Consider the following 14,961-nt stretch of genomic DNA (forward strand, 5'->3'; position numbering starts at 1 on the left):
AATAACTATTTTTCACCTCCGTTTAGATAAATAACCTGTAGCACCACTTATCGCCTAAGGCAAGCAAACGTAAATTGGTTTTATTCTATTCTAATAATTGTGTCTGTAAATATCAAATGATTTGCATTGTGTCAAAAACTTATATTAATGCTCATAAGAAATTTTGTTTATTTGAGAATCAATCAGAAACCATTTTATAATTTCAAGATTAAACAGGCTACAAAGAAATTATAGCATGCATGTATTTTTTAGTCGATAAAGAAGTTCTATCATTGATGAAAGTATCTATTTTTATTTTACATAATACAGCTATAAAGTTTATTCTCAGTTAAATTATTGTAAATATAACTAAAAATATTGGTAATACTTGATTTAAGTTTAAAAAGAATATATTATAGTATAGAATGTGTAAAATTTTTTTGAGAGGTGTTAGAATGCTAGTAGTAGAAAACGTAAGCCACGGATTTGGAGCAAGAACAATATTAGAAAATGTATCCTTTAGACTTAGAAAAGGTGAACATATTGCACTAGTTGGCGCTAATGGAGAAGGAAAATCGAGTTTTTTAAATATAATAACGAAAAAGCTTATGCCTGATGCTGGAAATATAAAATGGTCTTCAAGAGCTACAGTAGGTTACTTAGACCAACATACAGTATTAAGTAAAGGTAAAAGTATAAGAGAAGTGCTTAGAGAAGCTTTTAAGCATATGTTTGATTTAGAGCAAGAAATGATTGCTATGTATGACAAGATGGGAGAAGCTAGTGATGATGAGATGAGTAAGCTTCTTGAAGAAACAGCAGAAATACAAACTATACTTGAAAATAGTGGTTTTTATATGATAGATGCAAAGATACAAGAAGTTGCAAATGGTCTTGGTCTTGGAGAGATTGGTCTTGATAAGGATGTAACTGATTTAAGTGGAGGTCAAAGAACAAAAGTACTTCTGACTAAACTTTTACTTGAAAATCCAACTATTCTTATACTGGATGAGCCTACAAACTATTTAGATGAGGAACATATAACATGGCTTACTAGATATCTTCAGGAATATGAAAACAGTTTTGTTCTAGTATCACATGATATTGACTTTATAAATAATACTTGTAATGTAATATATCATATGGAAAATGGCGAGTTAAATAGATATAAAGGTAATTATGATGAATTTGTAAGACTGAATGATATAAAGAAACGTCAAGAAGAGCAAGCTTATGATAAACAAGTTGAAGAAAGAAAAAGGTTAGAAGATTTTGTAGCCAGAAATAAAGCTAGAGTTGCAACAAGAGGAATGGCTAATAGTAGACAAAAACAACTAGATAAGATGGAAATACTAGAAAGACCAAAGGAAAAGATAAAACCTACTTTTTCTTTTAAAGATGCCAGAGCAGCAAGCAAGATAATCTTTGAAACAGAAGACTTAGTTTTAGGTTATGATGAAGCGTTAACAAAACCACTTAACTTCCATTTAGAAAGAGGAAAGAAGGTTGCTTTAAAAGGGATGAATGGTATTGGTAAATCTACATTATTAAAAACATTACTTGGAATAATAAAACCATTTGGTGGAAATGTTAGATTGGGAGACTATTTAGAAGTTGGATATTTTGAGCAAGAGAGTTCAAGAGAAAATAATAATACACCTATGGATGAAGTTTGGAGTGAATTCCCTGGTCTTACGAATTTTGAAGTTAGACAAGTCCTTGCAAAATGCGGACTTACTAATGAGCATATAACTAGTCAAATGAGAGTATTAAGTGGAGGCGAAGCTGCCAAGGTTAGACTTTGTAAAGTTATGCTAAAAAATATAAACTTTTTAGTACTAGACGAGCCTACAAACCACTTAGATGTAGATGCAAAAGACGAATTAAAGAAAGCTATAAAAGAATTTAAAGGTACAGTTCTTTTAGTATGCCATGAGCCAGAATTCTATTCAGAAATTGTCGATGATGTATGGAATATAGAAGATTTCACGACTAAAATCGTTTAGGTAATTAATTTGTTACTGGGGGGATTTCATGAAAAAGTTTCTAAATATAATTTTTTCAGTGTGTATAAGTGTGGTTGTAATAGTAGGTGCTATTAATTTTACTGTTGGATTTAAGCAACTTTATTATTTTGATATTGATTATTTAAACATATCAGAGTTATCTGGTTTATCTAAAGATGATATAAAATTAAATTATGATTACTTAATAGATTACAACCTAAGTAAGGATGTATCTGAGTTTAAGTTACCAACATTAGAATCTTCTCCAGAAGGGAAAATACATTTTGAAGAAGTGAGAAATATATTTCAAAATATCAATAAATTAGCTAAGTTATTAATGATAATTTCTTTGGTGGGAATTATATTAAGTATAAAAAATAAAAATATAAAACTACTAAAAACTATATCAATGACATTGATAATAATGCCAGTAGTGTTGGCACTTCCTATTTTGTTGAATTTTGAAAAATCATTTATTATTTTTCATAAATTATTATTTAGAAATGATTATTGGATATTTAATCCTGATTTAGACCCAGTTATAAATATGCTTCCAGAAGAATTTTTCTTTCATGCTGGAATGATGATTTTAATATTGATTTTTGCAGTAAGCATGTTGATTTTTGCAATGTATAAATTATGTAAATTATTTAAAAGTAGAAAGATATAAGGTAGAGCGATATAAATTAAAACTTATATAATAAAAATAGCTATGTAATATTATTTAGACGAAAAGGAGTCAAAAAATATTTATGCATAGCTATTTTTAATAAAAAATTATTTTTTGCAAGTAATTTTAACTAAGTCTTGAAATTTTCCCATAATATAATTATAATTATCTTTTTTATGAGGTAGTATACAGCTACTGCAATCTTTAATGCCTTTCTCTGTGTACTTAAAGTTTCCTCCACAATTTTCTCCTAAAGCATATAAAGGACAATAGCAAAATAAACAGTTAAATTCTTCTGGTTTATCAGTTTTATGACAAGGGAAAAACTCACAATCTTTGTGATTAAAAAATTTATAATTTTCGCCCATATTTTCCTCCTAATTTAAATAAAATATGAAATCTTTTATAACTATATAAGATTTTGGTGATAATATAATTATACAATATTTTTATTAATAGTTGATAATATAGTACTCTTAATCATATTATTAATGGTATAATTAGTCAACAGAGAAATAATGTAAGTGTTTTTAATACAATTAGATTATGTTTTATAACAAAAAATGAGGTGATTAAGTGAAAGAAATTCAAGAAAGAGCACTTCTTGTAGGTCTGAATTTGACAACAATAGTTAAAAAAAGTGATGATATAGACACTAACGAATCCATGGAAGAACTAAAAGAATTAGCGAAGGCTGCTGGAGCAGAGGTTGTAGGTAGCTTAATTCAAAATAAGCAAGCTGTTGATGCAGCTTATTATATAGGAAAAGGTAAGGTAGAGGAAATAAGAGCATATAGTGAATCATTAGATGCTACTTTAGTAATTTTTAATGATGAATTATCTGGCGCTCAAATTAGGAATATTGAAAATGTTGTTGGAAAAAAAGTAATAGATAGAACTACCTTAATTTTAGATATATTTGCTCAAAGAGCACTTAGTAAAGAAGGTAAATTACAGGTCGAATTAGCACAATTAAAATACAGATTACCACGACTTTATGGAATGGGTGGTGAAATGAGTAGAACTGGTGCAGGAATTGGAACGAGAGGACCTGGTGAACAAAAGTTAGAAGTAGATAAAAGACATATACTTAATAAAGCAGCGGATATAAGACGTGAACTTAAAGAGGTAAAAAAGAATAGAGAGACACAAAGAGTTAAGCGTTTAAAATCAAATATACCAATTGTAGCACTTGTTGGATATACAAATGCAGGAAAATCGACCTTACTAAACGAATTAATAAAGACACACAAGGATTATGAACAAGAAAAAGAAGTTTTTGTAAAAGATATGCTTTTTGCAACTTTAGATGTAACTTTAAGAAAAGCCCTTTTGCCAAACAAGAAAGAATTTTTAGTAGTAGATACTGTTGGATTTGTTAGTAAACTTCCCCATGATTTAGTAGAGGCATTTAAGGCTACACTAGAAGAAGTACAATATGCAGATTTAATTTTACACGTAATTGACACAACGAACACTAGTTATGAATTGCAAAAAAGTACAACTGAAGGTGTATTAAAAGAACTTGGTGCAAATGATAAAAAACATATACTTGTATACAATAAAGTAGATAAGCTAGAGTTAGATATATATCCTAAGAGTCAAGAAGATATTGTGTATATATCTGCAAAACAAGGCATAAATATGGATAAACTATTAAATATGATAGAAATTGCTTTAATGGAAAATACTTATTCAGTAAGTTTGATGTTACCTTATGAAAGAGGTGATATATTTAGTAGAATAAAAGATAAATACAATGTGGAGAATTTTGAGTATGGGGAAAATGGTGTAACATTAGATGTAAATTTAGATGAAGAAGATTTTAATATCTATAGAGAGTACATATTAGAAAAATAGGTTTGATATGGATATAAATTGGGAAAATATAGATAATCTTGAAGATTATTTTATAACCTATCTTCTTTACAAAGAATCTAAAACAGTATCTCAAATTAGTAAAATTAGAAACATTTCAAATGTTGAAGCAAGTGAGCAACTTATACAAGCAAAGTTGAAGATAAAAGAAATGCAAAAAGATGATTTTGAGGCATCTAAGGACATTTTAGATAAATTTTTAGAATTAGATAAAATTAAGAGACTTGATTTTATGGATAGCTTAGATGACGAAAAAATGGTATACTTTAAGAGAAAGGTTTTCAAAAGAATCCTTGTAGAAAAAAATGCTGAAGATTTGATTGTTTTAATTTGGGCAACAGGTGAGCTAAAAGATGATAGATTTTTGAAGTTACTCCATCAGCTCACAAACCACAGACACTCAGATATTAGAAGAATAACTTATTCAGCAATAAGAAAGATTGAGTCACCAAGTAGTAGAGAAGTCTTACAAAAAGGTCTCTACGATAAAAATGCACAAACTAGACAATATTGTGCAAAAGCTCTTTCAAAATTAGGAGATGAAAACAGTTTAAAGATTTTACAGCAGTTAAAAGATAAGAATAAGAATTTTGAAAAAGAGTACGTGCTTAGAGCTTATGATGAAGCCATTGAAGCATTATCAAATTTGAAAAAGTAATTTTTTATTAAAGCAATTTGTTTACTTAATGATTTATTTATGGAGTTTAACAAGGTAATTAATAAATTAATGGGAGGGGTTTCAAATGATAGTAAGACGTTGTGCAGGTGGAGTAGTGTTTTATGCTAATAAAGTACTTATTGTAAAAAATGATAGAGGTGAATGGACACTTCCAAAAGGAAAGATACTTGGAGGAGGACTTCCATATGAAAGTGCTGTTGAAAGAGTTAAAGTAGAAACTGGCATAGACGCTAAAATGATAGATGTAGCTGGCGATACTATGTATGAATTTTTCTCAAGAAGTAGACAACAAGAAGTTTGCAATGCGATAATGTGGTATGTTATGGAAGCTTGTAATACTGAATGTGTACTTGCTCCTGAATTCCAAGAAGGTGGATTTTACAAGATAAAAGATGCTTTAGAAATGTTGTCACATCATAAAGAGCAAGCTTTAGTTGAAGTATCTTATAAAAAGTTTAAAGAATTAAAGAAATTAGTTTCAGAGGGCGACGATGTTCCAGCAAACTAGTAGTGAATTTATAGAGTTTTGAGGAAGGGATAGACCCTTCCTTTTTTAATTCCAAGTTTTAGAAATGTATACTTTATAGTTTATCTGATTTGTATTTTAATAAATTATATTGATTTATGTATCAATAAATTATATTAAAAATAAAAATTAAAAATCTTGTGATTTTATTATATAATTATCTTATAATGCTAACTAAATGAATACTAAAAATTCTATTTACATTTTAATTGGAGTAATTTTTATAAATAAAGATATATTTTAGCAAATGACAAAAATAGGAGGAGTTATAATGAGTAATTATAGGACATTACACGAATTTGGAACAGATGAAATAACAATTGAAAAATCTGTTTTTATTGGATATGCTAAGCCTATACAAAGTGAAGAAGAAGCAGTAGAATTTATAAATGAAATAAAGAAAAAACACAAAGATGCAAATCATAATGTGTGGGCTTATACAGTTGGACAAAATATGAATATACAAAGGTATAGTGATGATGGAGAGCCACAAGGAACAGCAGGGATACCAACATTAGAAGTCATAAAAAAAGAGGACTTGAGAGATGTAGTAGTAGTAGTCACTAGATATTTTGGTGGTATAAAATTAGGTGCAGGTGGTCTGGTTAGAGCTTATACAAAAGGTGCTAAATTAGGCTTAGAAGCTGGAAAAATAATTAGTAAGGTAATGTACCAAGAAGTTAAAGTTAAGATAGATTATACTCAACTTGGAAAGGTACAAAATGAACTGATGAATTTAGGGTACTTTATAAAAGATACCATATATGAGGATAATGTTGAGATAATAGTATATTCAAAGTTAGAAGATGTGGAAAAACTATCAGAGAAAATGATTGATATAACAAGTGGAACAGGAAAGATAGTTTTAGGAGAAGAATTTTATTTATCTGAACAGGATGGAGAAATTTTACTATAAAAATCTTACTGTAATTTAAGCTAAAAGTAAAAAAGTAGAGTAGCAATATAGAAGATAAAAGCATAAAAATAGAATAGTTATATAGAAAATAAAAGCCATTAATTTATATTAAAATAATTTAATGGCTTTTATCAGACTTTGCACAGAATCCTTTTTTAACTTCAAATAAACCAACTAAAAGTAAAAACACTCCAAATATTTTCTTCAATATATCAGACGATAAATAATTAGCTAATAGTGAGCCAAATATAGCTCCTAACACTCCAAATACAGCTATTGGAATAACTAATTTGAAAATTACGTTTTTATTTTTGATATGTATAGCTAATGCTATCAAAGTCATAGGTATGGAGGAAAGTAAGTTTACACTCTGTGCTATTTTAGTATCTATACCAGCAAGTAAAACGAGAGCAGGAATAAGAATAGTTCCACCGCCCATTCCCATTCCTCCAATAATTCCTGCAAAAAATCCAATTAAAGCAAATAACATTAAAACACCATCCTTAATGCTGCAATTATCATAATCAAGCCAAAAGAAATCCTAAGAAACTTTCCAGTAACTTTATTTAGTAATTTAGCCCCTATAATACCACCAACAATACTTCCTGCCGCAACTTTTATTGTTAAGTTAATGTCGTAAGTTCCTTTAGAAACATATAAAACAGAACTTGCTGTTGTCAAGAAAATGATTATAGAAAGAGCTGTTGCATGAGATTTATGTTCTTCTACCTTCACAATATCATTTAATATTGGGACTAAAAGAGTACCACCTCCAGAGCCAAATACTCCGTTTATAAATCCTGTAAATACTCCAATTATCGTATTTTTTATATTGAAATCAAAATATTTTTTCCTTAAGTTATTAGTATTTTTCATAAAAACCACCTTCTAAAATAGTTTTACCAAAATAGGCAAATTATATTTATATAAAATAATATTAAATATAATCTTTCATTTTTGCTTAAATTTGAATAAAAAAAAACATGTTAAAACAACATATTAATATATGGTATAATATATTAAAACAAAGTAGTAAATTGAGAGGAGATAACAATGTCGAATATAAAAATACAAATAGACAAAACTGTAGAATGGCTTAAAAATAAGGTTAATGAGGCAAATGCAAAAGGATTAATTGTTGGTGTATCTGGAGGAATTGATTCAGCAGTAGTTGCCAATTTAATTAAAAAAGCTTTTCCAGAAAACTCTATGGGAGTTATAATGAGCATAAAAAGTAATCCTCAAGATAGAGAAGATGCACTTAAGGTTATAGAAGGATGTGATATAGAATATCTTGATTTAGACCTTATAGAACCACAAAGTGCTATATTAGACATGGTGGTAGGAAATTTAAAAGAGAAACATTTATATAGAGAAGAATATTTAAAAATGACAGATGCAAATTTAAGAGCAAGAGTAAGAATGAGTACTATTTACACAATTGCTAATAACTTAGGATATTTAGTTGTTGGTACAGATAATGCTGCAGAAATACACACTGGATACTTTACTAAGTTTGGTGATGGTGGAGTTGACATTTTACCAATTGCAAATTTAACTAAAGCTGAAGTATACGAATGGGCAAAAGAACTTGGTGTTCATGAAGATTTAATAAATAAAGCTCCTTCAGCAGGTCTTTGGGAAGGACAAACAGATGAAAATGAAATGGGAACTACTTACAATATGATAGATGCTGTATTAGAAGGTAGATTAGATGAAGTTCCTCAAAGAGACCAAGAGATAATAGAAAGACTTCATAGAATAAGTGAACACAAGAGAAAAACGCCTGCACAACCTCCTAAGTTCTAATTTACTATTTTCAAGATTTGTGATAAAATTTACAAGTGATAAAAATTAGAATAATTAATTGTACGTATTAAGGAGTGGAAATATGGGACGTATAGGAAATATAATTAATAGAAAAGGTAAACAAGATGCTCAAAGAGCAAAAATATTTACTAAACATGCTAGAGCAATAGCCGTTGCAGCTAAAGAAGGTGGAGCAGACCCAGAATATAATGCAGCATTAAAAACAGCTATAGAAAAAGCTAAGGCAGATAATATGCCAAATGATAATATAGATAGAGCTGTTGCTAAAGGTGCAGGTGCAGGTGCTGGAGAAGACTATGAAACTATAGTTTATGAAGGATATGGACCTGGTGGGGTTGCTGTTATAGTAGAGACTTTAACTGACAATAAAAATAGAACTGCTGGTAATGTAAGATATTACTTTGATAAAAACGGAGGAAACCTAGGAACTACTGGATGTGTGTCTTTTATGTTTGATAACAAAGGACAAATATTAGTTGGTGCAGGAGATGGCGTTTCAGAGGAAGAATTAATGGATGTTGCATTAGAAGCAGGTGCTGAAGATTTTATAACAGAAGAAGATGGTTATGAAATAATAACTACACCAGAAGATTTTTCTAGTGTTCGTGATGAATTAAAAGCAAAAGGGTATGAATTTATATCTGCTGATGTAAAGATGATACCTCAAACTACAACTGTACTAACTGAAGAATCTCATTTAAAAATGATGAATAAATTAGTTGATATGCTTGAAGAAGATGATGATGTTCAAGATATATATCATAACTGGGAAATGGAAGAATAAATATTCTAATATCTTAGAAATATATACACCTCTGAGCCATGTTTGCATAATAATATGTTAATATGGTTCAGAGGTGTTTTTATGTCTATAAAAATTGTTCTATAAAAATATATCTTATAAAATATTGTAGATATTAAACATCCTATTATAGGAGATATGAGAGTCAATGGAAATCCAGTTAAGTTGATGACAACAAAAGCTCAAATTAATGTACCAGCGCCATCTTTAGGAGAAAATAATGAGGAGATTTATAGAAGTTGGCTTGGCTTTGATAGTGGTAAAATAAATGATTTAAAAGAAAATGGAGTTATCTAATTTTAGAGGAAAAGTATAAATATAATATTCATTATCTTCTAAAAATTGTAAATCAAATCTAAAATTATCAGAAGCATTTAAGATAGGAAAATCTATTTAGACACTAAGTCTTTTTGGATTTTCCTATTTTCGTTAAAAAATTTATAATATTGGAACAGATACATAGATATATTAAGCTAAAATATTAACTACTCAAATTAATAGAGAATAAACTATTTATATGTTGAATAAAGGCTTCTTTATTAGAGTTCAAATAAACTTGTGAATATATTACCTAAACTATTTTAGTGAAAATATCAAAAGTGAGACCGCATTCTCAAAAATGAGACTGTGTTTTTTAAGTATTTTCTCGAAAATGAGACAAAAATATTGTTTTATGGGTTTTGTTGGATAAAAATTCTTTCGTGAATTACAATCTAATCAATTCTAAAGTTAAAAATTATTAAAAATTCAGTGAAATTTATGTATATTTTGTTTATTTTATCAAAAAAAACAGTTTTTTAACAAAAATAGAGAAATTAAATATAAGTTGGCGTAGAACTTGCTACTATATATTAACAAGAAAGTGTAGAAAAAATAACAATGAATAATGGGGGGAATATGATGGGATTTGTAATGGACAATTTGAAAAATCTTAAGGTGGAAGTTAAGGATAAAGTCTGTGTTATTACTATAAATAGACCTAAAGCTTTAAATGCTCTTAACAATGACACTCTTAGAGAATTATCTCAAGTTATTGATGTAGTATCAGAAAAGGATGAAATATTAGGAGTTATTATTACTGGAGAAGGCAAAGTTTTTGTAGCTGGAGCTGACATACGTCAGATGCAAAACTATAAAAGTGAAGAAGGCAGAAAATATGCAGGTTATGCCCAAGGGATTTTCGATAAAATTGAAGCTCTTGAGAAAACAGTAATAGCAGCAGTTAATGGATATGCATTAGGTGGTGGATGTGAACTTGCTATGAGCTGTGACATTAGAATTGCATCAGAAAAGGCTATATTTGGGCAACCTGAAGTTAATTTAGGAGTCATTCCATGTTTTGGTGGAACTCAAAGATTATCAAGACTTGTTGGAACTGGGATAGCCAAGGAATTAATTTTTACAGGAAGGCAAGTAGATGCAGAAGAAGCTAAATCTATTGGTCTTATTAATAAAGTGGTTCCAAGTGATTTGCTTTTACAAGAGTCGATGAATATGATGAACCAAATAGTTGAAAAAGCACCAATAGCAATAAGATATGCAAAAGTTGTTATTAATAAGGGGATAGATATGGATTTAAAAAATGCTCTTGAATTAGAGAAAGATATTGCAGGTTTAACTTTTGCTACAAGAGATAAGCAAGAAGGAATGAATGCCTTTATAGAAAAGAGAAAACCGATTTTTGAAAATAAGTAGCTATTATAACTATTGAAACAAATATAGAACATATTTAAAATCTAAATTTCGTGAAAAAATACATATAGTTTTATAGTTTAATTTTAAAAGGAGTTAATTTATGAATACGGGAGTAATTATAAGTTTAGTAGGGATTATCATAGCCCTATCCCTTCTAGTTGTAATGGTTATGAAGGGCGTAAATATTTTTATAATAGCAATTGTATGTTCATTATTAGTTGCTATAACAGGAAATTTAAATGTGTATGATGCACTTAAGGTGGATTATATGACAGGATTTGTTGGATTTCTTCAGGCAAATTTCTTTATTTTCCTAACAGGTACCTTAATGGGAAAAATAATGGAGATTACTGGAGGAGCAAAATCTATTGCTAAGATGATTGTAAGATGGATTGGGAAGGATAAAGCATTACTTTCTATTCCAATAGCTTGTGGAATATTAGCCTATGGGGGAGTAAGCGTTTTTGTTGTAAGTTTTGCTGTGTTTCCGATAGCTTTAGAAATTTTTAAAGAAGCTGATTTGCCACGACGATTTATACCAGCAGCCTTGACTTTTGGATGTTCAACTTTTGCTATGGTTGCACCAGGGGCACCTCAGATTCATAATATTGTCCCAGCTTCAACATTAGGAACAGATATTATGGCTGGAGCAGTAAATGGATTTATATCATGTGCAGTAATGTTTATAGTTGGAAGCATTATTTTATACAAAATGGTTTCAAAAGAAAAGGCTAATGGTGGGCACTTTATAGCACATGAATCAGATACATTTGATGAAGTAGCAGCAACTAATTCCAAGAGAGAAAATGGTCCTAATGGTCTAATTGCATTAATTCCATTAATAGTATCAATCTTAATAATCAATGTGAAAATTAATGGAAAAGCAATAGTACCAATTGAGGTAGGAGTATTTATTGGAGCTTTATTAGTGTATTTATTGTTAAATAAATATCAAGATAATACCAAAATAGTTGGACATGTTGGTGATGCATGTAAAACTACAGTAGTAGCAATATGTAATACTTGTGCTGTAGTTGCATTTGGCTCAGTTGTAAAATCAGCAGTTGGTTTTGACTTCATAGTTAATGCTATGACTAATATTCCTGGACCTCCTATTGCAGGGGCTGCAGTTGGGACTACAGTTATTGCAGGTATCTGTGGGTCAGCTTCAGGTGGACTTGGAATTGCGGCTCCACTTCTTGGACCAGTATTTTTAGCTAAGGGTGTTTCTGCTGCTGCATTAACTAGAACTATGGCAATTTCGTCAGCAGCATTAGATTCACTTCCACACAATGGATATATCGTTACTGTAACAAATGGTCTATGTAATGAATCACATAAGGATGCTTATATGCCAATATTCTGGGTAACTGTTTTAACCCCGATTATTGGAACTGTAGTAGCAGTTCTTCTGTTTACGATGTTCCCAGGATTACCATAACAGAAAAGATAAAAAGTATAAATTATATTTTGATATTGTAGAATCAATTTTCAAAGTATGTATAATAAATTTTATGTTTTAATAACATAAATACCATATTTAAAATACCAAGTTGACAGTATAAGGAGGAATTGAAAGTGTTAAATAAACCATTAGAAGGAGTTAAGGTCATTGACTTAACATATTTTGTAGCAGGTCCAGGTACTTCTAAAATATTAGCTGACTGGGGTGCTGATGTTATTAAGGTAGAACCAAGCTTTGGAGACCCAGGAAGAAAGACAGGGGCAACAATGACAATGCCAATAGATGATTATAATAATCCTTTTTACAGCACATATAATTCAAATAAAAGAGGCTTGTCTATAAATCTTAAGAGTGAGGCTGGAATTGAAATTATGGATAAGCTTTTAAGTGAAGCAAACGTATTTGTTTCAAGCTATAGAACAGGAGCGCTAAAAAGACTAGGTCTTGACTATGAATCATTAAGTAAAAAGCATCCACATCTTATCTGGGGACAAATAAATGGGTTTGGTGATTTCGGACCTGCTAAGGATAATGCAGGTTTTGATACAGTTGCTTTTTGGGCAAGAAGTGGAGCTATGCTTGATATTGCAGAGAAGGATACAAGTCCAATAAACCCACCTATAGCCTTTGGAGATGCCACAACTTCTTGCAGTTTATCTGGAGGTATATGTGCAGCTTTATACCAACAATCTAAAACTGGAAAAGGACAAAAAGTAATGGCATCTTTATTTGGACAAGCAATATGGAATGCATCATCTTTATTAGCATCTACACAGTTTAGTGATGAGTATCCAAAAACTAGAAAAAATGCCATTTCTCCAGTAATAAACTCTTATCGTTGTAAGGATGGAAAGTGGATATTCTTAAGCATTCTAGAGCATGAAAGATATTTTGAGGCACTTTGCAGATTATTTGGAAGAGAAGATTTAATAAAAGAAGAGAAATTTGCATCTTCAGTAGAAAGTAAGAAAAATGCTACAGAACTTATTAATATTTTGGATGGTGAATTTGCAAAATTTACTCAAAATGAGATGGTTGAAAAGCTTACTACTGCGGATATAGCCCATGAGAGAATTCAACATGTTAATGATGTGGTAACTGATGAACAAGCTATTGCTAATAACTATATATATGAACATACAAGTAAAAATGGAAATAAGACAATGCTTGCATCCACTCCAGTTAAGTTTGGGAATATTGAAGTTAACATGACTTGTGATGCTCCACTTATAGGAGAACATTCAGATGAGATATTGAGAGAGCTTGGATACAGTGATTCTGATATAGAAGTTCTAATTGAGTCTGGAATTGTAGCAATGAATAAAGAAACATGTGAAGTACGTTAATGAATAGGAGGAAATTTTATGGATTTTAGATTAACAGAAGCACAACTAATGCTTCAAAGAGTAGCAAAAGAATTTGCAGAGAATGAAATAGCACCAATAGCTGCTGAAACAGATAGAACAGGTATTTTTCCAAGAGAGCTTTTTAGCAAAATGGCTAAAATAGGATTTAATGGTATTGGAACACCTGTAGAGTATGGCGGTTCTGGTGGAGCAGATATAGAAAAGGTAATTGTTGTTACTGAGGTTGCCAAAAAATGTGCAGCATCTGCAGCAATATTATCAATACACACAATATACGCTCAAGCTATTTTGAAATTTGGTACTGAGGAACAAAAGAAAAAATACCTTCCAATGATGGCTGAAGGTGGGTGTGTAGGTGCCTTTGCTTTAACTGAGCCTAATGCTGGTTCAGATGCTGCAAGAGCTGCAACAACTGCAATTATTGATGAAGCAACTGATGAATACGTCTTAAATGGGACTAAGTGTTTTATTTCTGGTGGAGGTCAAGCAGAATCATTAATAATATTTGCATTGACAGAGCCATCAAAGGGAATAAAGGGCATGTCTGCTATCATCGTTGACAAAGGTACGCCAGGTTTTTCAATAGGAAAAATTGAAGAAAAAATGGGTATCCATGGTTCAGAAACTGCAGAGTTAATATTTGATAATTGTAGAGTTCCAAAGTCTAATTTATTAGGAAAAGAAGGGAAAGGCTTTAACATAGCTATGACTTGTCTAGATGGAGCAAGAATTGGAGTTGGAGCTCAAGCTGTAGGAATTGCGGAAGGCGCTTTAGAAGAGAGTATCAAATATTCTAAAGAAAGAGTTCAGTTTGGCAAGCCAATTTCAGCTTTGCAAGGTATTCAATGGTATATAGCAGATATGGCGACTATGGTGGAATCAGCAAAGTTGTTAGTATATTATGCTGCAGACCTGAAAGCTAGAGGGGAAAGACACACTAAAGAAGCTGCTATGGCAAAATACAATGCGTCACGTACTGCAAGAGAGGTTACAAACCTAGCTCTTCAAATCCATGGAGGATATGGATATATGAAGGATTATCCATTAGAGAGAATGTACAGAGATGCCAAGATAACAGAAATTTACGAAGGTACTTCAGAAATACACAAGGTTGTTATTTCAAGAGCAGTACTAGGATAGGAGGAAGA

Annotated in this window: 16 protein-coding genes; 13 read left to right on the forward strand and 3 right to left on the reverse strand. The window is 30.4% G+C overall.

Annotated features, from left to right (window positions below; genetic code table 11):
• Positions 1 to 434 precede the first annotated feature (434 nt).
• Complete coding sequence (locus IC758_RS04320) at positions 435 to 1,985, forward strand: ABC-F family ATP-binding cassette domain-containing protein (RefSeq protein WP_227433389.1); 1,551 nt, start codon at positions 435 to 437, stop codon at positions 1,983 to 1,985.
• 28 nt (positions 1,986 to 2,013) lie between these two features.
• Entirely contained in the window at positions 2,014 to 2,655 is a 642-nt protein-coding gene (locus IC758_RS04325; protein ID WP_227433388.1) for a TIGR01906 family membrane protein, read from the forward strand.
• Positions 2,656 to 2,762: 107 nt separating this feature from the next.
• Here IC758_RS04325 and IC758_RS04330 read toward each other — a convergent pair whose 3' ends face one another.
• Entirely contained in the window at positions 2,763 to 3,023 is a 261-nt protein-coding gene (locus IC758_RS04330; RefSeq protein ID WP_227433387.1) for a cysteine-rich small domain-containing protein, read from the reverse strand.
• 208 nt (positions 3,024 to 3,231) lie between these two features.
• On the opposite strand from IC758_RS04330, the gene hflX reads away from it, so the two are divergent.
• From hflX to IC758_RS04350, 4 genes are all read left to right on the forward strand, one after another.
• Complete coding sequence (hflX, locus tag IC758_RS04335) at positions 3,232 to 4,515, forward strand: GTPase HflX (protein ID WP_227482981.1); 1,284 nt, start codon at positions 3,232 to 3,234, stop codon at positions 4,513 to 4,515.
• A gap of 7 nt (positions 4,516 to 4,522) precedes the next feature.
• Positions 4,523 to 5,191 (forward strand): HEAT repeat domain-containing protein, encoded by a 669-nt coding sequence (locus IC758_RS04340; RefSeq protein ID WP_227845553.1) that lies wholly within the window; start codon positions 4,523 to 4,525, stop codon positions 5,189 to 5,191.
• A gap of 85 nt (positions 5,192 to 5,276) precedes the next feature.
• Positions 5,277 to 5,720, forward strand: a complete 444-nt coding sequence (locus IC758_RS04345; RefSeq protein ID WP_227433384.1) for an NUDIX domain-containing protein — start codon at positions 5,277 to 5,279, stop codon at positions 5,718 to 5,720.
• A 289-nt stretch (positions 5,721 to 6,009) separates the two neighbouring features.
• Positions 6,010 to 6,654, forward strand: a complete 645-nt coding sequence (locus IC758_RS04350; protein WP_227482980.1) for a YigZ family protein — start codon at positions 6,010 to 6,012, stop codon at positions 6,652 to 6,654.
• Between the two features lie 118 nt (positions 6,655 to 6,772).
• Here the strand turns inward: IC758_RS04350 and IC758_RS04355 are convergent, their stop codons facing one another.
• Complete coding sequence (locus tag IC758_RS04355) at positions 6,773 to 7,144, reverse strand: sulfite exporter TauE/SafE family protein (protein ID WP_227433382.1); 372 nt, start codon at positions 7,142 to 7,144, stop codon at positions 6,773 to 6,775.
• Positions 7,144 to 7,530: a sulfite exporter TauE/SafE family protein gene (locus tag IC758_RS04360; RefSeq protein ID WP_227433381.1), complete on the reverse strand. Its 387-nt coding sequence runs from the start codon at positions 7,528 to 7,530 to the stop codon at positions 7,144 to 7,146. Before IC758_RS04360 ends, IC758_RS04355 begins: the two co-directional genes overlap by 1 nt.
• Positions 7,531 to 7,707: 177 nt before the next feature.
• On the opposite strand from IC758_RS04360, the gene nadE reads away from it, so the two are divergent.
• The 7 genes from nadE to acrC all read left to right on the forward strand — a co-directional run bounded on the left by nadE (position 7,708) and on the right by acrC (position 14,953).
• Complete coding sequence (nadE, locus tag IC758_RS04365) at positions 7,708 to 8,463, forward strand: NAD(+) synthase (RefSeq protein ID WP_227433380.1); 756 nt, start codon at positions 7,708 to 7,710, stop codon at positions 8,461 to 8,463.
• Positions 8,464 to 8,545: 82 nt separating this feature from the next.
• The gene (locus tag IC758_RS04370) at positions 8,546 to 9,268 is read left to right on the forward strand and encodes a YebC/PmpR family DNA-binding transcriptional regulator (protein WP_227433379.1); all 723 of its coding nucleotides are present in this window, start codon (positions 8,546 to 8,548) and stop codon (positions 9,266 to 9,268) included.
• 156 nt (positions 9,269 to 9,424) lie between these two features.
• A complete protein-coding gene (locus tag IC758_RS04375; protein ID WP_227433378.1) occupies positions 9,425 to 9,583 on the forward strand; it encodes a hypothetical protein in 159 nt (52 codons plus the stop codon).
• A 603-nt stretch (positions 9,584 to 10,186) separates the two neighbouring features.
• Positions 10,187 to 10,981, forward strand: a complete 795-nt coding sequence (locus IC758_RS04380) for an enoyl-CoA hydratase-related protein (RefSeq protein WP_227482979.1) — start codon at positions 10,187 to 10,189, stop codon at positions 10,979 to 10,981.
• Between the two features lie 100 nt (positions 10,982 to 11,081).
• Positions 11,082 to 12,422, forward strand: a complete 1,341-nt coding sequence (locus tag IC758_RS04385) for a GntP family permease (protein WP_227860789.1) — start codon at positions 11,082 to 11,084, stop codon at positions 12,420 to 12,422.
• Between the two features lie 137 nt (positions 12,423 to 12,559).
• The gene (locus IC758_RS04390) at positions 12,560 to 13,792 is read left to right on the forward strand and encodes a CaiB/BaiF CoA transferase family protein (RefSeq protein ID WP_227433375.1); all 1,233 of its coding nucleotides are present in this window, start codon (positions 12,560 to 12,562) and stop codon (positions 13,790 to 13,792) included.
• 18 nt (positions 13,793 to 13,810) lie between these two features.
• A complete protein-coding gene (gene acrC, locus IC758_RS04395) occupies positions 13,811 to 14,953 on the forward strand; it encodes an acryloyl-CoA reductase (protein ID WP_227433374.1) in 1,143 nt (380 codons plus the stop codon).
• Positions 14,954 to 14,961 lie beyond the last annotated feature (8 nt).

Source organism: Clostridioides sp. ES-W-0016-02 (genome assembly GCF_020641035.1).
Lineage (GTDB): Bacteria > Bacillota > Clostridia > Peptostreptococcales > Peptostreptococcaceae > Clostridioides.

Excerpts from the sequence above, each read along its gene's own strand:
- IC758_RS04385 (WP_227860789.1), top strand. The coding sequence starts at position 11,082 with ATGAATACGGGAGTAATTATAAGTTTAGTAGGGATTATCATAGCCCTA.
- IC758_RS04370 (WP_227433379.1), top strand. The coding sequence starts at position 8,546 with ATGGGACGTATAGGAAATATAATTAATAGAAAAGGTAAACAAGATGCT.
- IC758_RS04360 (WP_227433381.1), bottom strand. The coding sequence starts at position 7,530 with ATGAAAAATACTAATAACTTAAGGAAAAAATATTTTGATTTCAATATA.
- IC758_RS04375 (WP_227433378.1), top strand. The coding sequence starts at position 9,425 with ATGAGAGTCAATGGAAATCCAGTTAAGTTGATGACAACAAAAGCTCAA.
- IC758_RS04345 (WP_227433384.1), top strand. The coding sequence starts at position 5,277 with ATGATAGTAAGACGTTGTGCAGGTGGAGTAGTGTTTTATGCTAATAAA.
- IC758_RS04340 (WP_227845553.1), top strand. The coding sequence starts at position 4,523 with ATGGATATAAATTGGGAAAATATAGATAATCTTGAAGATTATTTTATA.
- acrC (WP_227433374.1), top strand. The coding sequence starts at position 13,811 with ATGGATTTTAGATTAACAGAAGCACAACTAATGCTTCAAAGAGTAGCA.
- nadE (WP_227433380.1), top strand. The coding sequence starts at position 7,708 with ATGTCGAATATAAAAATACAAATAGACAAAACTGTAGAATGGCTTAAA.
- IC758_RS04380 (WP_227482979.1), top strand. The coding sequence starts at position 10,187 with ATGGGATTTGTAATGGACAATTTGAAAAATCTTAAGGTGGAAGTTAAG.
- IC758_RS04355 (WP_227433382.1), bottom strand. The coding sequence starts at position 7,144 with ATGTTATTTGCTTTAATTGGATTTTTTGCAGGAATTATTGGAGGAATG.
- IC758_RS04350 (WP_227482980.1), top strand. The coding sequence starts at position 6,010 with ATGAGTAATTATAGGACATTACACGAATTTGGAACAGATGAAATAACA.
- IC758_RS04330 (WP_227433387.1), bottom strand. The coding sequence starts at position 3,023 with ATGGGCGAAAATTATAAATTTTTTAATCACAAAGATTGTGAGTTTTTC.
- IC758_RS04325 (WP_227433388.1), top strand. The coding sequence starts at position 2,014 with ATGAAAAAGTTTCTAAATATAATTTTTTCAGTGTGTATAAGTGTGGTT.
- IC758_RS04320 (WP_227433389.1), top strand. The coding sequence starts at position 435 with ATGCTAGTAGTAGAAAACGTAAGCCACGGATTTGGAGCAAGAACAATA.